This window comes from Paracoccus sp. Ld10, from assembly GCF_045064235.1.
GTDB lineage: Bacteria > Pseudomonadota > Alphaproteobacteria > Rhodobacterales > Rhodobacteraceae > Paracoccus.
Window position 1 is genome coordinate 183,045 of sequence record NZ_JBISHD010000032.1, and the last position, 24,731, is coordinate 207,775.

Here is a 24,731-nt window from a genome sequence, read left to right on the forward strand (position 1 = left end):
GTCAGGGGCCTTCGCGTAGATAGCCGTCCAGCCGGTTCGCCTGGCGCGCAGTCAGGATCAACAGGCATTGCGCGGCTGCAGGGCCCGCACCCGTGCCACCGGTCCATCGCGCCGCCTCATAGCCACAGGCCGCGTCGCGGAACGCGATCCAGGCGCGTTGCATGTCGCGCAGGGCAACCGCCTGATGTGGATCAGGAGTGTTCGGCTGTGCATCCTGCGTCTTGGCGCGGGTCAGCACCTCGCCATAGGCGACGTTCAGGCGGTCATCCCACCAATCGCGTTCAGCCCCCAGGCAAAAGCCCATACCGACAGTGCTGAAGCCGCCTTGACCCTCCATGCATGCATTGGCTGCAAGACCCGCACAGCTGTCCGGGGCAGCGTCGCTGGCAAGGCAATTCAGAGCCGGAGCGGGGTCAAACGTCGGCATGTCCCGTGCCATTGCGGGGGCGGACAGCAGCGCCAGGGCGATCAGGATGCGCATCAGACCAGCCCCATCAGTTCGCGGCCGATCAACATGCGCCTGATTTCGCTGGTGCCGGCCCCGATCTCCATCAGCTTGGCGTCGCGGAACAGGCGGCTGGCGACGCTGTCCGACAGGAACCCCGCCCCGCCCAACGCCTGCACCGCCTGATGCGCCTGAACCATCGCCTGTTCGCTGGCATACAGCACCGCACCCGCCGCATCCTGACGCGTGACGCGGCCCGCGTCGCAGGCCCGCGCGACCTCATAGACATAGGCGCGGGCGGTGTTCAACGCAACGTACATATCGGCAACCTTGCCCTGCATCAGCTGGAACGACCCCACCGGCTGGCCGAACTGCTTGCGTTCGGTCACATAGGGCAGGACCTGATCCAGACAGGCCGCCATGATACCGGTGCCGATGCCGGACAGGACCACCCTCTCATAGTCCAGGCCCGACATCAGCACCCGAACGCCCCGGCCCTCCTCGCCCAGGACGTTCTCGAACGGGATCTCGACATTGTCGAAGATCAACTCGCCCGTGTTCGATCCGCGCATCCCCAGCTTGTCGAAATGCGGGCCGGTCGTGAAACCGGCCATGTCGCGTTCGACGATGAAGGCCGTGATGCCCTTCGACCCGGCGTCCGGGTCGGTCTTGGCATAGACCACCAGCGTGTGCGCATCGGGCGCGTTGGTGATCCAGTACTTGTTGCCGTTCAGCACATAGCGATCGTTCTTCTTGTCCGCGCGCAGGCGCATCGCGACAACGTCGCTGCCCGCGCCCTCCTCGGACATGGCCAACGCGCCGACGGCCGCGCCGCTGCACAGGTCTGGCAGGTATTTCGCACGCTGTGCATCGGTGCCATTCAGCTTGATCTGGTTCACGCACAGGTTCGAATGCGCGCCATAGGACAGGCTGATCGAGGCGCTGGCCCGCGCGATCTCCTCGACCGCGATGACATGGGCCAGATAGCCCATGCCGGACCCGCCATACTCCTCGGCCACGGTGATGCCCAACAGGCCCAGATTGCCCATTTCTCTCCACAGCTGGTTGGGAAACGCATTGGTGCGGTCTGTTTCAGCCGCCAGCGGCGCAACGCGATCGGTGGCCCATCCGTGGACCATCTCGCGCAGCGCGTTCACATCCTCGCCCAGATCGAATTCCATGCCCCGTGTGAACATCGCAATCCCCCTCCCCGGTTATTGAACGATTGTTCATTTCCATAGCGCAGGCCGTGCCCGCCCGTCAAGAAGGCTGCGCCGCTGGCAACGATGCGTCAAGCGTGGGGCTTGCTCCGCCCCGCCGGACGCGCCAAAGAAAGGCCCATGCGATTGATGATCCTGCGCCATGCACCCAGCCTTGCCGACGGCCTGATGGCCGGTCGCCGCGACGTGCCCGCCGACTGCCGTGACCACGCGGCACTGGCGCGACAGGCGGCGCGGCTGCACCCTGCGCAGGTGATCGCCAGCCCCGCGCTGCGCTGTCGGCAGACGGCCGCGGCCCTTGGGCTGACGCCCGATCGGCTGGACCCCGCGCTGTGGGAACAGGACCTGGGCGTATGGGAGGGGATGGACCCCGCCCGCCTGCCCGACCTTGGCCCCCTGTCCCCCGATGCCTTGGCCCACCACCGGCCAGATGGCGGTGAGAGTTTTGACGACATGGCCGCGCGGGTGATCCCGGTCCTGCATGCACTGGACCGCGACACGGTGATCGTGGCGCATGCCGGAACGGTGCGCGCGGCGCTGTCGATGGTGGTGGGGCCTGCCGCGCTGTCGTTCGCGGTGGCGCCGCTGTCGTTGACAGTCCTGCAGCGGGCGGGAACGGACTGGGCGGTACAGACCGTCAATCTGTGCGCAGGGGATTGACCGATGGCGATGATCGCGCTGCTGGCGCTGCTGCTGGATACGATGATCGGCTGGCCCGATGCGGTTTTTCGCCGGATCGGGCATCCGGTGACCTGGGCCGGGCGGCTGATCACCGCGCTGGACCGGGCGCTGAACAGGGGTCGCGCGCGGCGGGCCAAAGGGGCGCTGACCGTAGCCGTCGTCCTGCTGGCCGCCGTTCTTCCCGCCGTGCTGATCCAGGCGTGGCTGGGCCCATGGGTCGCGGCGGTGCTGGCATGGCCGCTGGTCGCGGCACGGTCGCTGGACCAGCATCTGCGCGCCGTGGCGGTGCCCTTGGCAGCGGGCGATCTGGCCGCCGCACGCCGGGCGACCGCGATGATCGTGGGGCGCGACGTGGCACGCGCCGATCCGCCCGCCCTGTCGCGCGCCAGTCTGGAGAGCCTGGCCGAAAATTTCAGTGACGGCGTGATTGCCCCGCTATTCTGGGCCGCCATCGGCGGATTGCCCGGCATCGCGGCCTACAAGGCGATCAACACGATGGATTCGATGATCGGCCACCGCACCCCGCGGCATCAGGCGTTCGGCATGGTCGCGGCCCGGCTGGACGATGTGGCGAACCTGATCCCGGCGCGTCTGTCGGCGGGACTGATCGCGGTCGCATCGGGCAGGCAGGCAGCAACCGCGATGCATGTCGCGCTGCGCGACGCACCGGCCCATCGGTCGCCCAATGCAGGCTGGCCCGAGGGCGCGATGGCCGGTGCCCTGGGCTGTCGGCTGTCAGGGCCGCGCGTCTATGCCGACCGGGTCGCGAACGAACCGTGGCTGAACGCCGCCGCTCCGGACCCGGATGCCGCCGACCTTGGCCGCGGCATCGCCCTGATCCGACGCGCGACGCTGGTCGCGGCCGTAGTGCTGGCCGCGGCCGCGCTGATCTGACACGTCAGAGCAGCGTCACCTCGACGCTTTGGGTGCGCAGGTCGGCGACAGATGTCGTGGTCAGGAACGCCACATCCGCGGCATCGCGCCCGACCGCGACCAGTGCCATCTGGTCGGCATGCGCCATTCCCGTCGGATCGATCAGGTGCCATTCCCCGCCCAGATAGACCTCGACCACAGCGTGAAAATCCTGGGGTTGGACATGGGGGGCATAGACGCTGGCGATGCGGGCCGGAATTTGTTGGGCGCGGCACAGCGCGATCAGCAGATGTGCATAGTCGCGGCAGACCCCGCGCCGGTCCAGGAACGTGTCCGCCGCCGTGGTGTTGGCGTCGCTGGCCCCGGCGACATAATCCAGGTTGCGTTCCACCCAATCGCGCATCGCGGCCACCAACGGGCCGCCGGTCATTCCCTCGAACCGCGATCCGGTAAAATGGCCGAACCGCTCTGACGGGCAATAGCGCGACGGCAGAAGATAGCGCAGCGCATCCCCGGGCATGTCTTCGACCTCGACCGCGGGCAGCGTGGCCAGGTCGGGACGCGGGCGGGTCACCTGCACCTCGGCCGAATAGCGGCAGATCAGCCGGTCACGCAGGCGCATCACGATGCGTTCGCCGATGCCCTCCTCGGCCGGGACGCGGGCCAGTTTCAGGGGCTGGCCAAGGTCGATCGTCGTGCGGTTCAAGACCTGTCCGTGAACACCCGCCGCCTCGATCAGCAGCAGCGCGGGGCCGGGCGATTCCAGCGCATAGTCAAGCGTCACGTCGATCATCATCCGCATCGGCGGCTCCTGTCAGGTGGATTGGGTCGGGAAAGGCGCGCAGTCGTGCCTGCAGCCGTCGAAAATGTCAATCGTCCAGCGACCGCGAAGTTCCACCGGATCCATGATGACGCAGGGAAAGGCGGTATCGCCCTGACGCAGGACCATGCGGCAGCGCGATCCGGACCGCTCCACGCCAGCCGAGGTGGTCGTCAGCCGGGCATCGATACGGACGATATGCAGGTCCTTTGACCGCATGGCATTCATGCAGCCTTTGTTGTTCAGGCTCTGCGGGGTGACCCGATCGATAGGCCCTCTGCTCTGGCTGCCTGAGGCGCCTATGGCGCGCTTCGGTCATTTTTTAAGCGTCTTTGCCATCCGTGTGTCGATGATCTGGTAATGATGAGTTGTATCATCGTTTCAATCGCAACGGTTCGACGGTAAAGGCGTGAACGTCTCTGCTTCAAAAGAATGTCCGAACGGTAAGTACGGAGCGGCAGAGACCCTCTATAATCGCCGGAGACGGCGTAGCGACAGGCAGGGTGTTTTACCCGGATCATGATATGGTCGACCATTTTGACTGCGCGTCCCAAGGCCTGCGGCCTGCGTGCGAAAAAGCGGCGCGCGGTCCCCAGATCGGCCGAATGAAAGGGTTCGAGGCACAAGAAAACCGTCTGGGGGACGGTTTTGCCCAAAAACGTCACAAACCTGCGCGCCGTAACTGATGCGAATGGCCGACCCATCCGGTTCGATATGGAGGTGACCGCCAAAAGGTGGCACCCGTGCCCACATCGCCGGCTGCCTCAAGGCCAGGTTCTGCAAGGACGCGACGAAAACGCGCATGTTTCCTCTGCAGATGGACATCGTTGCAGGAACCATGCCTGAGGACTGACTTTTCCGCCTCCCAACTAAGGTCAGACCGCGCGAATGACCTGAGCAATGCTCAGGCTCGACAAGCAGTTCATAAGCCCAATCGGGATGTGGATTTCTGCTGTCTCACAGACAGGGTCCCATGCGGCGATACGCTTGCCGACTGCGTTGTTGCATGGCATCTTTGCCTCCGCGCGGTTTCTGGCCACGTGCTTTTAGTACGCTCCGACTTTGTGTGCGTGGCTTGGGGTGCTTCGTTCTGAGGCGTTTCAGACGGCCAGTCATCGCTCCAGAGCCATCTGTTCCTCCGGATCGGAACGGGCTGGTCGACCTGTCGGCCACTGATAGCCGCATGGCACCGGCGGATGTTGCGGGGGCTCGTGGCGGTGACAGTGCCGAGCTCCTTGCCCCGGTTGATCCGGTCCCGCGACGTCTGCAGGCTCAGGGTGTCGCCGTCGCTGCCACAGGTAAAGTCGACTGCCGTGAATGTTCGAAATCGCTGTATCCATGACAACGGACTTTTTGCGCCACTGGCGGCGACCTTTAGGCTCGCAGGTGGAGATCGGCCATCCGGAAACGCGGAGGAGCTTGATGCCGCTGCAATCACGAGCGGACTAAGCGGTCTATCGATATGGCGAACGGGATCTGCACGGCCAAGCCTTGTGTCCGTGGCGCAGGCCGCCGACGTCAAGGACGCGCCCGGTCGCCCGTAACGGCATATTGATCAAAATGCTGAGCTGAACCGCAGTATTGCAGGCGATGGGAGGCCGGACGGTGCGACGGTCATGTGGCGCCCGCAAGGCCATGTCCAGGTTTGCCCAAATCTGAAGAAAGCCCCCCTTGGGCAACGGGCCATTATCCCTGGGCCACTCGCTGTGCGGTATCGGGTGGGACGTGGCTCGCTCATGCGATCTGCCTGGCCACATGGATTTTCAGCGTGGATTGTTGAGCATCAAAGGTGTGGAACCACGGCACGTGAGATCACAAGACGGACGTTGATATACGAGACGCGTCATCACAAAAGGCGACATCGCATCGTTCTCATGATTGGTCTGCTGAATGACCGAAGATATGTCGGCACGCGTCACGATGTCTGCATTATCGCGGTCGTCCCGCCCGGGTTGGGCCCAGCCAGCTGCGGCCGGCGTGGTAACGCAGCCATCCACGCGATAGCCGCGTCAATTCTGCCTAAGCCTGGTATCAGCAGGTGACTCCGCCCATGGAACTGTCGGCTATTCTGCGCAGCCACCCACGGCGCACGCGCATTCAGGCGTTTGCAAAACTGCCATGGGATCGGACGGCGTCCGGGCGCAATGGACAGTCGCGTGCCAGATCGCGCGCCTGATGCGACACGCCCGCAGCCAGCGGCAGCAGGTCGGCCTGCAGCGCGTGATAGATGTCGGGCTTGCCGGTGAACTGGGCGGCGGCAGGCTGGCCGTCATCGCCCAGTTCAGGATACCACCCGCCACGGCCATGATCGATCAGGTGACCATCCGCAAACGCCCACAACCGGCGGTACCAGTCGATATCACCGGGCCGGGGGTCCAGCTTGATCAGGGCGGCCAGCGCGCCGATCGCCTCGGTCACCGGCCACCAGTAGCGCGCCGCGTTGTCCACGCGTCGGTCGCGCAGCGTATAGGCCAGCCCGCCCCGATCGGACCATGCATCCGTCAGTGCGGCATCGACCAGTGCCCGCGCCTGCGCCACCGCACCTGTGTCCGGGCGACCCGCCAGGTCCCACCATTGCAACAGCAGGCGCGCCATTTCAAAGCTGTGGCCGGGGGTCGTGCCTGCGGGGCGGAACATCGGGTTGCCGGCATAGGCGTGATCAGCCTGCCAGCGGTCGTCGTAATGTTCCGGAATGCGCCAATCGTTCCGGGCCGCCTGCCCCGCGATGAAGAAATTCAGGATCCGGCCGGCGCGGTCCAGATGGATGGGCGCGCCGGTCGCCTCGAACGCGGCCAGCAGCGCCTCGACCCCGTGCATGTTGGCGTTCATGCCGCGATAGGTCGAAAAAGCGTGCCAGTCGCGCGTGAATTCATCGCGGAACAGGCCCGCATCCTCGTCCCAGTAATGGCAATCCAGAACCTGCGTGATGTCGGCCAGCAGGCGGTCGGCATCCGGGTGCCCGATCATCCTGGCACTGCTGGCCGCCAGCAGAACGAAGACATGGCCATACGCCAGCTTGGGACCGTCCACTGGCGTGGTCCCGTCCAGCGCCCACAGATAGCCGCCGTGATCCGTGTCGCGATGGGCACGCCACAGCCAGTCCATGCCGTGATCGACGATCCCCACACGGTCCGGCCGCCCCGCCATCTGCGCCAGCGCATAGGAATGGATCAGCCGCGTGGTCGTGTGTAGTTCCTGAACCGTGCCCGGCAGCGGATTGCCGTCCAGGTCCAGCACGTGGAAACCGCCCGCCGGGCGGATGCTGGCGTCAAAGAACTTCAGCGCGCGGTGGGCGTCGCGCACCAGAAAGGCGCGGTGGTCCGGGTCGTCGATCACGGTGATCTCCTCAACGTTTGCGCAGTGCGTCGGCCAGGGCCGAACCGAATGCGCCAGCCCCCTTGGGTGCCGCCTGTGCGGCGCGCGGAGCGGGTTTTGCGGGTTCGCGGGCGGGGCGTTCGGTCGGGGCGTTGTCCTTGCGCATGGTCAGGCCGATGCGCTTGCGGGGGACGTCGACCTCGGTCACGCGGACCCGGACCACGTCGCCTGCCTTGACCACCTCGTGCGGGTCACGCACGAACCGGTCGGCCAGTTGGCTGACATGGACCAGCCCGTCCTGATGCACGCCGATGTCGACAAAGGCACCGAATGCCGCAACGTTCGTCACTGTCCCCTCCAGCGACATGCCGGGGCGCAGATCCTTGATGTCCTCGACACCGTCGGCGAATGTCGCAGTGACAAAGCCGGGACGCGGGTCGCGGCCGGGCTTTTCCAGTTCCGCCAGAATGTCGCGCACGGTGGGCAGGCCGAAATCGTCGGTCACGAAATCCTGCGCCTGCACCGATTTAAGCGCCGCGCCGTCACCCATCAGCGCGCGCAGATCGCGCCCGCAGGCGGCGACGATCTTGCGCGCGACACCGTACGCTTCGGGGTGGACGGCCGATGCGTCCAGCGGCTCGGCCCCCTGCACACGCAGAAAGCCCGCGCATTGCTGGAACGCCTTGGGGCCCAGCCCCGCGACCTTTTTCAGCGCCGTACGCGACGGGAATGCGCCGGTCGCATCACGATGCGTCACGATGGCCTGCGCCAGCGACGGCCCCAGCCCCGCGACATGCGCCAACAGCGGCGCGGACGCGGTGTTCAGATCGACGCCCACGGCGTTCACCGCATCCTCGACTACGGCCTCCAGCGATTTCGCCAGCTGCCGCTGGTCGACGTCATGCTGGTATTGCCCCACGCCGATGGATTGCGGCGGCACCTTGACCAGCTCGGCCAGCGGATCCTGCAAGCGCCGTGCGATCGACACCGCACCGCGCAGGGACACGTCCAGACCGGGAAACTCCTTTGCCGCCAGTTCTGATGCGGAATAGACCGACGCCCCGGCCTCGGAGACGATGACCTTGGTCGGCGCCTTGACCCCCTTGGGCAGGCGTTTCAGCACATCGGCTACCAGGCGTTCGCTTTCGCGGCTGGCGGTGCCGTTGCCGATGGCGATCAGGTCGACACCATGTTTCGCGATCAGCGCCGACAGCGTGGCCTCGGCCCCGCGCAGGTCGTTCTTAGGCTGGAACGGATAGATTGTCGCGGTGTCCAACAGCTTGCCGGTGCCGTCCACGACCGCGATCTTGCACCCCGTGCGGATGCCGGGGTCCAGCCCCAGGGTCGCGCGCGGCCCGGCGGGCGCCGCCAGCAGCAGGTCGCGCAGATTGCGGGCAAAGACCTGGATCGCCTCGGCATGGGCGCGGGTGCGCAGTTCGGTCATCAGATCGATATACATCGTGTTCGACAGGCGCACCCGCCATGCCCAGCCCGCGACGCCGCGCAGCCAGTCGGCACCCCGCCCCTGCCCGATCGCGCCCAGACCGCGCGCCACGATCCCCTCGGCCCGCGCCGTGCCGGTTTCGGGCTCGGGGGCGATGTCGATGGTCACGACCTCCTCCTTGGCGGCACGCAGGATGGCCAGCGCGCGGTGCCCCGGAATGCCCGACCAGGTTTCCGAATGCGCGAAATAATCGCTGAACTTGGCGCCCGACTCCTCCTTGCCGGCAACCACGCGTGCGGCGATGACCGCGTTGCCGCGCATGAATTCACGCAGCGGGCCCAGCACCTCGGCATTCTCTGACAGCTCCTCGACCAGAATGTCGCGGGCGCCCTCCAGCGCGGCCTTTGGACTGTCCACGGCCTCGGACAGATAGGCGGCGGCCATCGATGCCGGATCACGCGTCGGGTCAGCCTGTATCGCGCGCAGCAGCGGTTCCAGCCCGTTCTCGCGGGCGATCATCGCCTTGGTGCGGCGTTTCGGCTTGAAGGGCAGATAGATGTCCTCCAGCGCGGCCTTGGTCTCGGCGGCACCGATGGCGCGGGACAGATCGTCGGTCAGCTTGCCCTGATCGCGGATCGACCCCAGGATCGCCGCGCGCCGCGCCTCCATCTCTCGCAGATAGGACAGGCGCTCGGCCAGGGTGCGCAGTTGCGTGTCGTCCAGGCCCCCCGTCGCCTCCTTGCGATAGCGCGCGACAAAGGGAATGGTCGCGCCCCCGTCCAGCAGGTCCGCTGCGGCCGTAACCTGCGCGGGGTTGGCCCCGATCTGGGTCGCGATCTGGCGGGCGATGCGGGTGGCGGTCTGGGCAGTGATGTCCATGCGTGGGGGCCTTGTCGTCCGTGGATCCTGCGCGACGGTCTAGCCGCTTGTGGTCGGCTCGCCAAGCCGGGCGTCCTGCGCCAGTTCGGGCATGCGCAGCACCTCTCCGGCAACGGTCTTGCCCACGACGCTGTCGCGCACCGCCTTGCGCAAGGCGGCTGACCGTTTCAGCAGGCGGCGAAAGCCCGCCTCGTCCAACACCAGCAGGGTGCTGGGGGTGATGGCGCGAACCTCGGCCCGGCGGATGCGGCGGGTCAGCACGCCCATCTGGCCGAACATCTCTCCGCGGCCAAGGCGCGCGGTCTGGCCCGCGACCTCCTGCTCGACCGCGCCGGATGCGACAAAAAACACCGACCGCGCGGGCGTGTCCTTGCGCGTGATGACGTGCCCTGCGTTCACGTATCGTGTCCGAACCTCGCGGCTGAGACGCTTCAGTTCGGCGTCGTCCAGATCGGCGAACAGCGGGAACTGGCGCACGACCTGATTCTTGCGCAGCGCCAGGTCCAGCTTGGGGCGGCCTTCGGATTGCTGGCGACGCTGGCGGACATCGTCCATCAGCTGGGTATGCACCTCGGAGCCGATCAGGCCGTCGTCGCGCAGGGCATGATATTCACGCTCTTCCAGCCGCAGTGCGGTGCGGCGGATGAAACGACGCTCCAGCTCCTCGGCATAGCCGGGGAATTGCAGCCGCAGACCCTCCAGCGCGGTTTCCACGGCCTCGATGCGCCGTTGCAATAATTCGTGCAACAATTCCGCCACGCGGCGGCCATGGATGCGGCGGATGCGACGGTCGATGAAACCGTGAAGATCGCGCAGGATCAATCGCTTGCCCAGCAACATCTCGAACCGGTCCGCGGTCATGCGAGACAGCGGTCGGGCCACGCCCACGCGGTTGCGCAGAAAGGCCGCGAACCGGAATGCGGGACCATAGCGCAGATTGCGGCGGGCTGCGCGCTGATACCCGGTACGGCCACCAGACCGCGCACCCTCGATCACGCGGTCGGCGTCGAACAGCGCCTGTTCCGACAAACGCGCCGATATGGCGCGTTCGCGGAACCGCTGGACGATCATCTCCCGTTCGTGGGCGGCCAGGGCGATCAGGCCCAGGGTGATGCGGTCGCGGTCCAGAATCTGCGCGTTGTCGTCGGCTTCGGCGGCCTCGACGGCGCTGTCCAGCCGCGCGGCGAAACGCTTGGCCTCGGAGCGCACGGTCTCACGCGTCAGGTCGTAGTTCTCGGTGACAGAGGCCACGCCCTCGCGCACCGACTGCAGGGCCACGGCGACGACCTGATTGGACAGCGCGCGGTCCAGCGGCGACAACTTGTCCAGACCCAGAAGGGCGATGACAGCGCGCAGCGTGGTGCCCTGCACGATCAGCGTGAACAGGGTAAAGCCCGTGGCCAGAATGCCGACGATGCGCTTGGTTTCCACCGGCACGCGCAGGCTTTCAGTCACGGCCAGCGCCAGCGCCAGCGTTACGGCCCCGCGCAACCCGCCCCACATGATCGCCACGCGATAGGGGCGCTGAATCTTGGGTGACAGGCGCAGCTTGGTCAGCAGCGGCAGCAACAGAAACAGGATCAGCGCGCGCGCGACAAAGGCCGCGACCACGACCACACCGATCAGGAACAGGTCGTTCAGGCGAACCTCTCCCAGCAGGCGCGGGATCAGCAGGGCTGCCAGAATGAAGATCAGCGCGCCAGCCCAATGCGCCAGCAGGCCCCAGATCTCCTTGAGGTTGACCCAGAACGCGGGCGCAAGGCGGCCCGGCCCCATCAGGTTCAGCGTCAGGCCGGACACCACCACGGCGATCACGCCCGACGCGCCCAGCAGCTGTTCCGCACCGATATAGGCCAGGTACGGCACCGCGACCGAGACCGAGATCTGTGCCGTCTCGAACCGAGCGAACAGGCCCATCAGCATCAGGGCGATCCGCGCGACCAGCCATCCCGCCAGCACGCCGCTGAGGATCAGGGCGGGAAACTGGCCCAGGGCCTCGGCCAGGCTGGGGTTCGGGACGCCCAGCATCACATAGGTCATGAACAGCCCGAACAGCGCGATGGCGGCGGCGTCGTTCAACAGCGACTCTCCCTCGACGATGCGGGACAGGCGTTTGGGGGCGGACAGGCTGCGAAAGATGCTGACGACGGCGGAGGGGTCGGTCGTCGACACGATCGACCCGATCAGCAGGCCCACCATCAACGGCAGCCCGCCGATCCAGGACAGGGCAAACCCGATGGTCAGGGTCGCCGCCACCACGGCCACCACCGCCAGCGTCAGGACCGGCACCCAGTCGTCCATCATCCGGCGGACATTCATGTCCAGCGTCGCCTGAAAGATCAGCGTCGGAAGAAACACGTACAGGAACACGCTGGACCGGATCGGCAGGGACAGGATGCCAATGGCGACGGGGTTCAGCGTATCGGTGACGTTGGTGCGCAGCAGGAACAACGCCCCGCCGCCGATCAGGATGCCCACCGCCGCCAGCATCACGCTGAACGGCAGCCGCAGACGCGCGGCCAATGGCTCTGCCGCTGCGATCAGCAGGAACAGCACCGCGGTGAATGCAGTCAGCAACATGATATCCATACATTTCTGGATAGTCGCGGACCGCCCGACATGGAAGGCCAACGCCACTGCACGCACGCGTTTTTCTGCACCGGTGACGGCGATGTGACGGGGCGGCAGGCGGACTTGAAATCGGGGGGCGTCACGCACAGCTGAAAGCGCGTGGGACGCAGGTCGGCCCGCACTGACATTCCGGGCCGCATGGCCCCACAAGCAAGATCAAGAAAGGAGGACCTGATGTCCTCGATGTTCGAACCCGTCACCCTAGGGGCGGTGACACTGCGCAACCGTATCGTGATGGCACCGCTGACCCGGTCGCGTGCGGGCGATGCGCGCGTGCCCAATGACCTGATGGTCGAGTATTATCGCCAGCGCGCCGGCGCCGGCATGATCCTGACCGAGGCGACCAGCATCATGCCGATGGGCGTGGGCTATGAGGCAACGCCCGGCATCTGGAACGACGAACAGATCGCCGGCTGGTCGCAGGTCACCAAAGCCGTTCATGAACAGGATGGCCTGATCTATCTGCAGCTGTGGCATGTCGGCCGCATTTCGGACCCGCAGCTGCTGGGCGGGCAATTGCCGGTCGCGCCGTCGTCGATCCAGCCGGACGGTCATGTCAGCCTGTTGCGCCCCAAGCGCGCCTACGTCACGCCGCGCGCCCTGACCACGCAAGAGATCCCCGGCATCGTCGAGGCCTATCGCCAGGCGGCCCAGAACGCACGTCACGCGGGCTTTGACGGGGTCGAGATCCACGCCGCGAACGGTTACCTGATCGACCAGTTCCTGCAGGACCGCAGCAACACCCGCACGGACCAGTACGGCGGCGACATTACCAACCGCGTCCGCTTTCTCAACGAAATTACGGATGCTGTGGTCGGCGTCTGGGGCGGCGACCGGGTCGGTGTCCACTTGGCACCCCGCGGTGACAGCCATGACATGGGCGACAGCGACGCCCGCGCGCTGTTCATGCAGGTCGCCCGCGACATGCGTGCGCGCGGCGTGGCGTTCCTGTGCCTGCGCGAGCATGTGGCGGACGATAGCCTTCTGGACCCGATCCGGGACGCGTTTGGCGGCCCGGTCATCGCGAACGAAGGCCTGACCCGCGAGTCGGCCACGGCCCTGCTGGCCGAAGGTCGTGCTGATGCCGTGGCCTTCGGGCGCGACTTTATCGCCACGCCTGACCTGCCGGAGCGGTTCCGCCGGGGCCTGCCCCTGAACGATCACGACCCGTCAACGTTCTATGCGGGCGGCGCCGAAGGATATGTGGATTATCCGACTGCCAGCGACATCGCCGCCGAATAGGTTGGTTCCCGAAACGACAAAGGGGGGCGGCCCATCGGACCGCCCCCCTTTGTTCCGTTCGACAACGATCAGCCGTCGTTGCGGCCAGAACGCATCACACCGTCGCCGGCGGACGGCAACAGGGTCACGTTGACCATGTCATTGGCCGCCAGGTTCCGCTGACCCAGTTCGCGCGCGTTGAACAGATCGCCTGCGCGGCGCTCTGCCTTCATCGACGTCGAGATGGCGGGACCCGCGTCGGGTCGCTCGTTCATGCTCATGGCGCCGGCGGCGGCAGGCAGTGCGGCAAGGGTCATCAGCGAGGCGGCGGCAGCAATAACAAAACGGTTCATCGTGTTTCTCCATCATGATCAGGCGGATCGTTGCGATCCATGCCTATAGACACGCTGGAAACGGACATTCGTGACATGTCCTCACAGAACCGTGTCATGACGTGCGTGCGCCGTGATCGTATGCAAAAGGGGCGGCCCATTGGACCGCCCCCTCGTCTTGACCGGAATACCGGATCAGCAGCTGTAATACATCGCGTATTCGATGGGATGGGGGGTATGCTCGTAGGCATAAACCTCTTCCCACTTCAGCGCGATATAACCTTCCAGCTGATCGCGGGTGAACACGTCGCCTGCCAGCAGGAAGTCCATGTCCTTCTCCAGCTCCTCGAGCGCCTCGCGGAGCGAACCGCAGACGGTCGGGATTTCGGCCAGCTCTTCGGGCGGCAGGTCGTACAGATCCTTGTCCGAGGCCGGGCCCGGATCGATCTTGTTCTTGATGCCGTCCAGACCGGCCATCAGCAGCGCCGAGAAGCACAGGTAAGGGTTCGCCGAGGGGTCGGGGAAACGGGCTTCAACGCGCTTGGCCTTGGGGCTTTCCGTCCACGGGATCCGAACGCAGCCAGAGCGGTTGCGCGCCGAGAACGCGCGCAGCACAGGCGCCTCGAAACCGGGGATCAGGCGCTTGTAGCTGTTGGTCGACGGGTTCGTCAGCGCGTTCAGCGCTTTGGCGTGCTTCAGGATGCCGCCGATGAAATACAGCGCCTCCTGGCTGAGATCGGCGTACTTGTCGCCCGAAAACAGCGGCTTGCCGTCTTTCCAGATCGACATGTTCACGTGCATTCCCGACCCGTTGTCGCCCTTCATGGGCTTGGGCATGAACGTCACCGACTTGCCATAGGCGTGGGCGACGTTGTGGATCACGTACTTGTATTTCTGGATGTTGTCGGCCTGCTCGACCAGACCGCCAAAGATCAGGCCCAGTTCGTGCTGGCAGGTCGCGACCTCGTGGTGGTGCTTGTCGACCTTCATGCCCATGCGCTTCATGGTGGACAGCATCTCGCCGCGGATGTCCTGGGCGCTATCGATCGGGTTGACCGGGAAATAACCGCCCTTGTGGCCTGCGCGATGGCCGGTGTTGCCCATCTCGTATTCGGTATCGGTGTTCCACGCAGCGTCAGCCGCGTCGATCTGGAACGACACCTTCTGCGGCGTCACCGAGTAGCGCACATCGTCAAAGATGAAGAATTCGGCCTCGGGACCGAAATAGGCCGTGTCGCCGATGCCCGATGCCTTCAGATAGGCCTCGGCCTTGGCGGCGGTGCCGCGCGGGTCGCGCGAATAGGGCTCGTTCGTATCGGGCTCAACGACATTGCAATGCACGCACAGCGTCTTTTCGGCGTAGAACGGATCGATATAGACCGATGCGGGGTCCAGGATCAGCTTCATGTCCGACTGATCGATCGACTTCCAGCCCGCGATCGAGCTGCCGTCGAACATGAAGCCTTCCTCAAAGAAGTCCTCGTCGACCAGATCGCGGTCCAGCGTCACGTGCTGCAGCTTGCCCTTGGGATCGGTAAAGCGAACGTCGACATAGGCGACATCCTCATCTTCGATCAGCTTCAAGACGTCCTTGATTTCCATCTCTTCCCTTTCTTCGTAGTTGCGGCCCGGCGGCTCTGCCTGCCGGGCGCAAAGGCCAGTGTCAATGCGGTCGATCAGACGGCGTCGTCGCCCGTCTCTCCGGTCCGGATGCGGATCGCCTGTTCGACGGGCAGGACAAAGATCTTGCCGTCGCCGATCTTTTCCGTGCGCGCGGCAGCAACGATCGCCTCGATGGCGGCATCGACCTGATCGTCGGGCAGCACCATCTCGATCTTCACCTTGGGCAGGAAATCGACGACATATTCAGCGCCGCGGTACAATTCGGTATGGCCCTTCTGACGACCGAAACCCTTGACCTCGGTCACGGAAAGACCTTGCACGCCAACTTCCTGCAGCGCTTCTTTGACGTCGTCCAGCTTGAACGGCTTGATGATCGCTTCGATCTTCTTCATCGCAATAGACCCTTCCTCGCGGCTTGCCTGAAGACTGATTGGCGCGTTTGATGAACCGCGTAAATGCAGCAGCATGATCTTGGAAGCCCCCAAGCCGTTTGACCGCCGAACATGCCTATTATTTAACCATACAGCACAAGGATTAATCATCAACCATGCTAGAGGGCAGTGAAATCGTCACCACCGCTCAAATGCGCGCCATCGAATCCGCAGCGATAGGCAGTGGCGCTGTATCGGGGTTGAACCTCATGACGCGGGCGGGGGGCGCGGTCGCGGGCCACATTCGCCTGCGCTGGCCCAAACCGGGGCGCGCGACGGTGCTGTGCGGTCCGGGTGCAAACGGGGGCGACGGCTATGTCGTGGCACGATTGCTGGCGCAGGCGGGCTGGATTGTGCGCGTGCTGGGCATGCCGTCGCCCACGGGCAGCGATGCGGCTGCGGCGCGCGCACGCTGGTCGGGACCGATTCTGCCCCTGCAGGCAGATCACCTGGACAAGCCCGACCTGTTTATCGATGCGATGCTGGGCACCGGCCTGACCCGTCCGCCAGACGCACATATCGCGGACATTCTGCTGAACCTTGCTACAGCCGCTTGCCCTATTGTCGCCGTCGATGCGCCAAGCGGTCTGTGTCTGGACAGTGGGATCATGCTGGGCACGAAACGCGGCAACCTGTCGCCGTCCGTACCACGCGCCACGCTGACGGTGGCGTTCGACAGCCCGAAGCCGGGTCATCTGCTGGAACACGGTCCTCGGGTGTGCGGAACGTTGGTCATCGCCGACATCGGGATTGGCGCATTCCGCGCGACGGGCGCCGCACGGCTGACGGCATTGTGGCCACGGTTCGACATTGCCGACCCGCGTCATGGCGTCACAGAAACGCAAGGCCGTTGGTTGCGCAAGCAGGCGTCGGGCGGTCACAAATACGATCACGGTGCGGCGCTGGTCGTTGCGGGTGGTGTGGGCGCAGGCGGCGCGGCGCGGCTGGCGGCGCGTGCCGCATTGCGCGTCGGTGCGGGGTTGGTGACGCTGGCACCACCCGCGACCGCCATGGCAGAGCATGCCCGCCCGCCCGATGCGCTGATGCGCCGCGCGGTCGATGATGCCGATGCCCTGACGCAGGCGCTGTCGGACCGTCGCGGTATGGTACTGTGCCTTGGGCCGGGGTGTGGAGTGGCGCGTGCGGGGATGCTGTTGGGCGCGGCGCGGGCGGCGGCCCGACCGATGGTGCTGGACGCCGACGCGCTGACCGCCCTGGCGCTGGACGTCGCAGCCCTGCCCCCCGGCTGTGTCCTGACACCGCATGGCGGAGAGTTTGCCCGTCTGTTTCCCGACCTTGCCGCAAAGCTGACCACTGATGCTCCTGCCCGCCCCAAGACCCAGATCCTGCGCGAGGCCGCGCTGCGCATCGGCGCGGTCGTTGTGCTGAAGGGTCCGGACACCGTCATCGCCGACCCGCAAGGCCAGGTGGCGATCCATTCCGACCCCCATATCCCATGGCTTGCAACCGCCGGTTCGGGGGATGTTCTGGCAGGCATTATCACCGGCCTGCTGGCACGCGGCCTTTGTGCGTTCGACGCGGCCTGCCTCGGCGTCCGTCTGCACGGCGCGGTCGCGCGTCACCATGGGCCGGGCCTGATCGCCGACGACCTGACCGAAGGACTGGTCGATGTCATAGCAGGGTGGGATGCATGATATTCATCGCGGCAACGACGCCGCACTGTTCCTGACCGCTAGGTTGGATGCGTTTGACGCCATTCACACTACACAGCGATGGCAGAGCGGTTGTGCCTGTTGAAGCATTGGCTGTCGTCGCCGGCGGGGTTGTTGCACGGCTTACGTCCAGGACCACGGGCGCGGATATCTGCCCTTAAATGCTTTTCCCGGCCAGTCGTCATCGTCTTCCCGGTCCCAGGTCACCATGCTATCTGATGCAGACCGAACCCTGCATCCCAATTATATCGTCAACCAAGCGGAGGGCGATAAAACCATTGATCGCACTGCGGGTTGCTGTCGCATATGGCATGCAGCTTGATGGTGATACCGCGCGGCATGCGACCTGAGAGGCGACAAGGCCTCCGTTCTCACGCCCCTGCCAGGCATGGCCCGATGGGCGTTGCTGTCAGTACCGCCAGCCATGATCGTAGCGACGTCACAGCGACCGTTAATCCACGTCCAGAGCGTCATTTCACTCAATGCTTGCGGTGTACTTTTGACATCAGAACTGCAGGCCGACAGATGCGCATCAAGCCCCCGTCTGCGCCGCATTAATGTCATGTCCATGGCATGACCAAAACACCGCCAAGGATCCAGGTCGGCGGTTAATCTGGTCTGGCTGGCTTGGGCGCAGATGGCAGGCCCCCGTCCGCCTTCTTTCCAACGGCCGTTACCGCCTATGAGCCAATGATTCGGACGCCTATCGGTATCATTGTTATGGACCTCGATGGCACGCCATGGCGCAACGCCACAAGGGAGTATGGGCCAGCCATAAGCATCAACATTTTCTGGAAAAAGCGACGCGATAGCAGTGTTCGCCAGAAATCTTTCTGGCCTCTACGCTAAGCGTAGTCCCATCGCGATCGTGCCACATGTGACATATCTCATGGCGCCCCACACGGCGTTGGTCTGCGTGCAAACAGAGGCTACACGGTCGCCAGTTCGATCGGTCGAGGCGCGATATTAGCCACAGTTTTCAGACCATGAGCGGTGCGATCGGACGACCTAGGCGCTACTGTCCGTCGATAGTACAGATCAGCTAACGGTGAGAACGTATCAGGTTCGTCTTCGGCCGCGTGATAGATTGGAGGCGCCTTCGCCATTGTTGCGACAGGCGGGTGTACTTGTCCGCCGTCGCCCTCGCTGCAACCTTCCTGTTACAGTGGCCATCAAAGCCTATGATTGGTCTTGGGCCTTATTTAGCTGGACAGACACCGAGCCTCGATTGAGATCCCATAAGATGCGGCCGTAAGCGATATCTGCACTTATGTTGCCAGAATGTCTGGGTCGGGCTGGCTCAAACCGCTTGGCCAACAGGAACATGGGCATGCCTATCAGGCGCATTTTGACCACATTTACCAAATCGATCCTTCAGCAGTCCGGCCTTCGATAATCGGCGCAGCAGATGGTCGAATCGAAGGCGTCTTCGGCCCGGCGTGGGGATGTAAACCTACGGCGGCTTGGCCGGAAGATCGGATCGGTTGGTTTACCGAGAAACGTCTGGTGAACCTGACGGTGAGGCTTCGGATGGCTAAATATCCCTTCAGGCGTGCGGGGCGGGCAATGGCGTCTTTCAGCTTTTCCAGACCGCGCGGTCCGAACCGAGCGCCGGCACTTTGATCGGCCCGACCACGCTGTGCATCTTCCCTTTGGTTATGATCAGCGACTGACCAAACTGGGCCAGCCTCCTTGGTAAAAACGCTCTGCTGTCATCCGATTTTGCGGGTATGTGCCCGTCAAACGTAAGGGTTTCCTATCGCGTTGATTGCGCGCCATAGCCTATACGGCATTTCATAAATCGGGATTATGACATCGACCTGACACGATATGCCTGCGGGACGAGGGCGACTATGCTGGGTACAAGCGCCCCAATTCCGACAGTATTCATTGACCCTCAAACGGATGAGTGGGTCATTGGCAACCAGACGCTCCGTAGCAAAAAAGCAACCATGTCCGCTCTCCTTAGCGCGATGCGGCAGTACATCCGGACATCAGACGCGCTGATTTCTCCGGACAACGTGGTCCGTCAGTCGCGGCGGATTGGTCAAAGACCTCACACTTCGGGAATAACCGCGAAGCCTTACCATACAGGCACTCAGTGCCCCCGAAAATCATCGTCGGAGCAGAACACCGATGAAACGTATCTGCACAAACCGTATTGACGAAGACTTTCCCTCTCGTACTCAGCCGGGACCTTTGCTAAGAGCGCCATGCCCAGTGACTGTCAAGAAACCGGGCACGTTGCGGGTATGGCGAAATTGGCAGACGCACCAGATTTAGGTTCTGGCGCCGCAAGGCGTGGGGGTTCAAGTCCCTCTACCCGCACCACCGCCGATCGACACCTCAGCCTTCGGCAGACGTGGTCAGGCCTAGTTCGGCCATGAGGTCAGGTTCCAGTACATTTATTTCTGCCGGCGGGGTGCGCAGGGCATAGGTCATCAGCCGCAGATCAACCCCCATCTGCACCAGATAATCCATGACCCCCGCCTGTGCGCGCTGAAGATCGCTGACCGCCATGAACGCAGGCAGGATGGTATTCTGGCCAAAGTAATGCTGATGGACGCCCACCACGCCACCCGGTGCCACCTGCCGCGTGGTGCCACCCGCAAGGATATAGGGACAGGCGGACAGACATACCGCGCCGTCTCCCACCCCGGTTGCATAGCCCGCGGCGCGGATCGTGCGCCCGATCGCCAGCGCGTCGGACACCGATCCGCCCGAACTGTCCAGCGTCACCCGTGTCACCGTAGGGCGCGTCCGGTCCAGCCAGGCGGCAAAGCGATCGGCATCGCCTGGCGCGATCTGGCCCGCAATGGTGATGGCATCGTCGGCCTGATCGAATTCCAGGGCCTCGGGCATGGCGCGCATGGCCGGGCCACCCGGTTGCGATGGGTCCGACGGCCTCAGGTCCGGGCGATAGGGGCGCACGCTTGGCCCCTGCGCGGGCGGGGCATAAAGGCCCGGGGCGGCCGACCCCGGCGCGCGCATCAGGTCAAGCCCAACGATGGCCGCAGCCAAAAGCACCTGCGAGACCAGCACCGCCCGCACCACCTTGTGCGGAGACGAGAATATCCCCATCGCCTAGACCTCGCGCCGCGCGGGATCCAGGGCGGGCGGCGGGGCGGCTTCGATCTGGCGCAACAGATCGGATGCGGCAAGCGCCGCACGCAGTTCTCCGACCGTCATGCGGTCGTCACTGTGCCCCTCTCCACGGCCGGACCGGATCGCGGCCTGCACCACCATGATGATGAACACCAGCACCGCAGGCAGCAGATCAATGGCAATCGCGCCCGCCCACGCCGGAACAAAGTTGCCGGCATAGGCGATGACCGCATCCGCCGCAGACATCGGCGTGTACAGCGCCTCGTCCACCTGCGGCAGCGACATGACCTCGAACGCGGCCTGCCCCAAGGTGGTGGCACGTTGTTCGACCAATGACAGGACAGAGGTGATGGTGCTGGACTGTCCCGCGCGCGTGGCCTCGGTGCTGCCGTCAAGTTCGGGCAGCACGACCGCGTCGGCCAAGTCCTGCGCGGCACGGCCGACCAGCGGCGCGGGGTTCAGCTGACGCAGTTGGGTGATCAGCCCGGCAAGCTGGACGGCGTCCTCGGAGAAACGAACCGTCCGGTCCTCCAGCGGACCGGGCTCGACCGATGTGCCGCGCATTCGGGACAGGATCGTGTTTCCCTGCGCGAATGTCTCTTCGATGGGGGCCTCTGCTGCCAGAAGCTGATCTTCCAGCGCCTGCAGTTCGGCGCCCTTCTGCGTCAGGACGCGAAAGACCGCGCCGCGCCCGGAAAACCCCGACAGGGTGCCCCCTGCCTCTTGTTCCGACAGATCGGCAAAGCTTTGCCGCACGCGCGCCACGTCGCGCGACAGCGACTGTCCCGCCACGGCATTGGCATGCGCACGCTCCAGCGAGGTCTGATAGGTCTGCACGGTGGCCGCCATATGCGTCTCGACCGCCGCTGTCCCTGCCAGCGCCGCCGCGTTCAGCCAGGACGACATGGCGACGATCGCCACCGACCCAAGCGCCATCGTCAGCAACAAGCCGACCCTGGACGCCGCCGACCGGACCGCCGGCAACAGCCGCAGCATATAGGACCAGAAAACGAAGATACCCACCGATACGGCGATCGAATAGGCCAGCGCCGCAAAGGTCGTCCACAGTCCCGGACTGTCCAGCAGCGTGCGAACGCCCAGATAGGTATAGATGCCCGACGCCGCCGACAGCACGCCAAGCGCGGTCGAGGTAAAGCTGTCCAACCAGTCCAGATGCCGCTCCAGCTCTCGGGCATAGCGGTCGCCGGCGCGATCGGGGCTGCGGTCTGGGATGGGGGCGGCGTTGGGGTCGTGGGCCATGCGGTCTCCGGGTGGCGCTGATATGCTGAGGTGCTGGCCCCAGATAAGCCCAAAACGGCCGGTTTCTCAGCCCCTTACGGTCCTGCGCCGGTCACGCTTTCGGCATGACCGCCAACGGCCTGGCGGCATCAGGGGCGCGGGCGAATCCGCCAAGCCCCTCGTCAGGCAGCATACGGTCGCCGCCCGGACGCGCTGTCTTCAGTCGCGCACGATCAAGGACACGGATTTCTCCGCGACCCATCGCGACGATGCCTTCGGCGCGCAGCTGCGACAACGTCTTGTTGACGGTCTGGCGTGAACAACCGGCAATGGCCGCCAGATCGGCCTGGTTCAGGTGGATCTGAGGGGTTTCGGCGCTTGTCATGGTCAACAGATTGATACGGATCCGATCCTCGGCGGCATAAAACATCGCTACAGAGTGCTGACGGTTGTCCCGTGTCAGCCGATCATGAAAGATCTTGGCAAAGTTGCGCATCAACAGGTCGGCGGGAACATGTCGCAGGACCATCGCGGCGTCCATCAGCATCAACGTCGTGTCGGGTAGCGTGGTGCAACTCGCAGCGCAGGTCCGGCCAGAGAATTGTTCGACCTCGCCCAACACTTCTCCTGGGGTTGCCAGGTGCGCCATGACCCTGTTTCCGTTGATATCGAGATAATTGACCTCAATCCGCCCCTTGATGATCAGGTATATCCAGTCTGCGGCCTGTCCTTGATGCAAGATGTCCTTGGGCCTGCGGATATGAACCAAAGACACTTCGGTCAGCAGGGCTGCAAGGTGATCGGCGTCCAGATCGGCTAACAGCGCGGGCTTCAGCCGGGTCACGACCGCCAACAGATCAGCGCCCTGTGCCGCTGGCCTGGATTTCGTGGAAGCTGTCTCTAGGGTGAAAACCTGCATGTCCCTGCCCGGATACCGATGAAATTCCGAGTATATCGATCTCATCGCGTACGAACAGGGATTTCGTCAGCGCGAACCCTGACGAATGACCCATGGTCGCGGATCAGGCGTGCCATCACCGATCAAAACGCACAAGCCACCATATCCCTGACCTGCAAAGGCAGCTTAACTGCCGAACATGTCAACGAATGTCGTCAATGCGACAAAATCCAGCCCACCAGTGGCTGTTCTGCGGGTCTGCACACACGATGGGCAGTTGCATCGTCCTGCATGGTGCCGCACGGTGAGAACTATGCGCCTCTACAATATTGTCGCGCACCCTCGCCCCGCCCCTTTTGACAAGTAGAGCGCCTTGTCCGCCATTGCCAATATCTGTTCAGGCTGGTCTGACCCGCCTGGATGCCAGACAAGGATACCCAGGCTTGCCGTAACCTGCAGATCGATCAGCTCGGGTGGCGACAGCGCCTTGATTGCCGCGATGATACGCTCTGCCAGATGGAGCAATGCAGGCTTGGACGTCATTCCACGAAGGATCAGCACGAATTCGTCACCGCCGACCCGCGCCGCGGTATCGGCCTTGCGGATATGGGCACGCAGAACGGCGCCGACTGCGCGCAACAGATCGTCCCCGGCCTGATGTCCCAGTTGGTCGTTGACCTGCTTGAAATGGTCAAGGTCAAGATGGGCTATGGCAAAGGGTTGGGCGACTTCATCTGTGGAATCTGCAGTGCGCAATAACATGGACAATGCCACCTCCAGCCCGCGGCGGTTCTGAAGCCCCGTCAACGCATCTGTTTGCGCCTGCAGCACAGCCAACTCGTGCGACTGCGCCAGCTGAGCGTTGAAGCGCGACAGCTCTGTCAGCACGCCGCGGTTCGCCTCGTGCAGGAACAGCAGCTCCATCGCCAATTCCGATGGCGCAAAATCGTCGTCGGTCAGCGATGCGGCCCGGATCGCGCGATGCAGTCCGATGCCAAAGCCAAGGTTGACCAGCAGGGTACCATCGTCCACCTGCACACCATGGCCACGCAAGACCAGGTCACGGGACTGGACCACGCGCAGGAACAAGCGCCGGCGTTGTTCGACGGCCGTGCGTATCGCCTGGACAGGACAGGGTCCCTGCCCCGCGCGGGCGCTGACAAGCCGATCGATCAGGCCGTCCGACAGGTTCGGGATCAGCTTGCACAGCGTCGGCCCGACGGACAGAACCTGACCTGTCGACGACAGCCACAGATGCATCGGCAACAGTTTGGCAAGCGCATCGGCGGAGAGGGCCAGCCCGGTCATGACGACACCACGCCAGCCAGCTGCGCGCCCGCAAGGCTGAACAGCCGACCCTCAAAGAACTGTTCGTCCCAGATGTCGATCCGGATCGACATCCCCTCGACCGATATCAGGCACAAAGCACCGTAGTCGTCGGCCATCCCTCGGATCAGACCAACCAACAGGTGCTGCCAAACCGGGTCACGTTCCAGCATCACCAGCCAGACAGATTGGTCCTCCGCCTCCACTTGCAGGCGTGGAACGGCAAGCTCTGGCAAGACCAGATGCGCGCGTCCCGGCAGTTCCTCAAGGCGCAGCAGGAAATCCTTGAAATCACGTCCCGAAAACCGCAACAGTCTCCGTACGGGCTCGATACGCGTCATCCAGCCGCCGAGATCCTCGAACATCTCTGGCAATGGCTTGCTCAGGCGGCTTGCTGCGCGTTCCAGTGCAGCCGTACCGAAGCCGGCACCAAGCGGTGCCAGACGTCCCACAGCGACCGCTTGTTCATCAGCGACCGACTGAACCAGGTCTTCTCCGTAAGTGGCGCGGAGAAATTCCTCGATCGCGCGATTGATCAGACTTTTCATGCCCACCTCGATTCGAGACGAGATTAC

General features: G+C 64.4%; 19 protein-coding genes and 1 tRNA gene. 5 read left to right on the forward strand and 15 right to left on the reverse strand.

Annotated features, from left to right (window positions below; all coding sequences use genetic code 11):
- Position 1: 1 nt before the first annotated feature.
- Entirely contained in the window at positions 2-481 is a 480-nt protein-coding gene (locus tag ACJJVR_RS14750) for a lysozyme inhibitor LprI family protein (protein ID WP_405405674.1), read from the reverse strand.
- Complete coding sequence (locus ACJJVR_RS14755; protein ID WP_405405675.1) at positions 481-1,641, reverse strand: isovaleryl-CoA dehydrogenase; 1,161 nt, start codon at positions 1,639-1,641, stop codon at positions 481-483. The genes ACJJVR_RS14750 and ACJJVR_RS14755 overlap by 1 nt, the downstream gene beginning before the upstream one ends.
- Positions 1,642-1,785: 144 nt before the next feature.
- On the opposite strand from ACJJVR_RS14755, the gene ACJJVR_RS14760 reads away from it, so the two are divergent.
- Positions 1,786-2,325: a histidine phosphatase family protein gene (locus ACJJVR_RS14760; RefSeq protein WP_405405677.1), complete on the forward strand. Its 540-nt coding sequence runs from the start codon at positions 1,786-1,788 to the stop codon at positions 2,323-2,325.
- Positions 2,326-2,328: 3 nt separating this feature from the next.
- Complete coding sequence (gene cbiB, locus ACJJVR_RS14765) at positions 2,329-3,240, forward strand: adenosylcobinamide-phosphate synthase CbiB (protein WP_405405679.1); 912 nt, start codon at positions 2,329-2,331, stop codon at positions 3,238-3,240.
- Between the two features lie 4 nt (positions 3,241-3,244).
- Here cbiB and ACJJVR_RS14770 read toward each other — a convergent pair whose 3' ends face one another.
- From ACJJVR_RS14770 to ACJJVR_RS14790, 5 genes are all read right to left on the reverse strand, one after another.
- Positions 3,245-4,021 (reverse strand): transglutaminase family protein, encoded by a 777-nt coding sequence (locus ACJJVR_RS14770; RefSeq protein WP_405405680.1) that lies wholly within the window; start codon positions 4,019-4,021, stop codon positions 3,245-3,247.
- A 12-nt stretch (positions 4,022-4,033) separates the two neighbouring features.
- Entirely contained in the window at positions 4,034-4,258 is a 225-nt protein-coding gene (locus ACJJVR_RS14775; RefSeq protein ID WP_405405682.1) for a hypothetical protein, read from the reverse strand.
- 1,878 nt (positions 4,259-6,136) lie between these two features.
- Positions 6,137-7,375 (reverse strand): AGE family epimerase/isomerase, encoded by a 1,239-nt coding sequence (locus ACJJVR_RS14780; protein ID WP_405405683.1) that lies wholly within the window; start codon positions 7,373-7,375, stop codon positions 6,137-6,139.
- A 10-nt stretch (positions 7,376-7,385) separates the two neighbouring features.
- A complete protein-coding gene (locus ACJJVR_RS14785; protein ID WP_405405685.1) occupies positions 7,386-9,677 on the reverse strand; it encodes a Tex family protein in 2,292 nt (763 codons plus the stop codon).
- A gap of 39 nt (positions 9,678-9,716) precedes the next feature.
- A complete protein-coding gene (locus tag ACJJVR_RS14790; protein WP_405405686.1) occupies positions 9,717-12,266 on the reverse strand; it encodes a cation:proton antiporter in 2,550 nt (849 codons plus the stop codon).
- A gap of 216 nt (positions 12,267-12,482) precedes the next feature.
- Here ACJJVR_RS14790 and ACJJVR_RS14795 point away from each other — a divergent pair, with 216 nt between their 5' ends.
- Positions 12,483-13,550, forward strand: coding sequence for an alkene reductase (locus tag ACJJVR_RS14795; RefSeq protein WP_405405687.1), 1,068 nt, complete (start codon positions 12,483-12,485; stop codon positions 13,548-13,550).
- 68 nt (positions 13,551-13,618) lie between these two features.
- Here the strand turns inward: ACJJVR_RS14795 and ACJJVR_RS14800 are convergent, their stop codons facing one another.
- The 3 genes from ACJJVR_RS14800 to ACJJVR_RS14810 form a co-directional block, all read right to left on the reverse strand.
- A complete protein-coding gene (locus ACJJVR_RS14800; protein WP_405405688.1) occupies positions 13,619-13,882 on the reverse strand; it encodes a hypothetical protein in 264 nt (87 codons plus the stop codon).
- A 174-nt stretch (positions 13,883-14,056) separates the two neighbouring features.
- A complete protein-coding gene (glnA, locus tag ACJJVR_RS14805; RefSeq protein WP_405405690.1) occupies positions 14,057-15,463 on the reverse strand; it encodes a type I glutamate--ammonia ligase in 1,407 nt (468 codons plus the stop codon).
- A 74-nt stretch (positions 15,464-15,537) separates the two neighbouring features.
- Positions 15,538-15,876, reverse strand: coding sequence for a P-II family nitrogen regulator (locus ACJJVR_RS14810; RefSeq protein WP_042248864.1), 339 nt, complete (start codon positions 15,874-15,876; stop codon positions 15,538-15,540).
- Positions 15,877-16,031: 155 nt separating this feature from the next.
- On the opposite strand from ACJJVR_RS14810, the gene ACJJVR_RS14815 reads away from it, so the two are divergent.
- Both ACJJVR_RS14815 and ACJJVR_RS14820 read left to right on the forward strand, forming a co-directional pair.
- On the forward strand, positions 16,032-17,570 hold the full coding sequence (locus tag ACJJVR_RS14815; RefSeq protein WP_405405691.1) for an NAD(P)H-hydrate dehydratase: 1,539 nt from the start codon (positions 16,032-16,034) through the stop codon (positions 17,568-17,570).
- Positions 17,571-19,834: 2,264 nt separating this feature from the next.
- Positions 19,835-19,919: transfer RNA gene (locus tag ACJJVR_RS14820), tRNA-Leu, on the forward strand.
- 15 nt (positions 19,920-19,934) lie between these two features.
- On the opposite strand, the gene ACJJVR_RS14825 is transcribed toward ACJJVR_RS14820, so the two are convergent.
- The 5 genes from ACJJVR_RS14825 to ACJJVR_RS14845 all read right to left on the reverse strand — a co-directional run bounded on the left by ACJJVR_RS14825 (position 19,935) and on the right by ACJJVR_RS14845 (position 24,704).
- Positions 19,935-20,669, reverse strand: a complete 735-nt coding sequence (locus ACJJVR_RS14825; protein ID WP_405405692.1) for a hypothetical protein — start codon at positions 20,667-20,669, stop codon at positions 19,935-19,937.
- A gap of 3 nt (positions 20,670-20,672) precedes the next feature.
- Complete coding sequence (locus ACJJVR_RS14830; protein ID WP_405405694.1) at positions 20,673-21,953, reverse strand: hypothetical protein; 1,281 nt, start codon at positions 21,951-21,953, stop codon at positions 20,673-20,675.
- A gap of 91 nt (positions 21,954-22,044) precedes the next feature.
- Positions 22,045-22,851, reverse strand: coding sequence for a Crp/Fnr family transcriptional regulator (locus tag ACJJVR_RS14835; protein WP_405405696.1), 807 nt, complete (start codon positions 22,849-22,851; stop codon positions 22,045-22,047).
- A gap of 300 nt (positions 22,852-23,151) precedes the next feature.
- Entirely contained in the window at positions 23,152-23,919 is a 768-nt protein-coding gene (locus ACJJVR_RS14840) for a GGDEF domain-containing protein (protein WP_405405698.1), read from the reverse strand.
- A 215-nt stretch (positions 23,920-24,134) separates the two neighbouring features.
- Complete coding sequence (locus tag ACJJVR_RS14845) at positions 24,135-24,704, reverse strand: heme NO-binding domain-containing protein (protein WP_405405700.1); 570 nt, start codon at positions 24,702-24,704, stop codon at positions 24,135-24,137.
- Positions 24,705-24,731 lie beyond the last annotated feature (27 nt).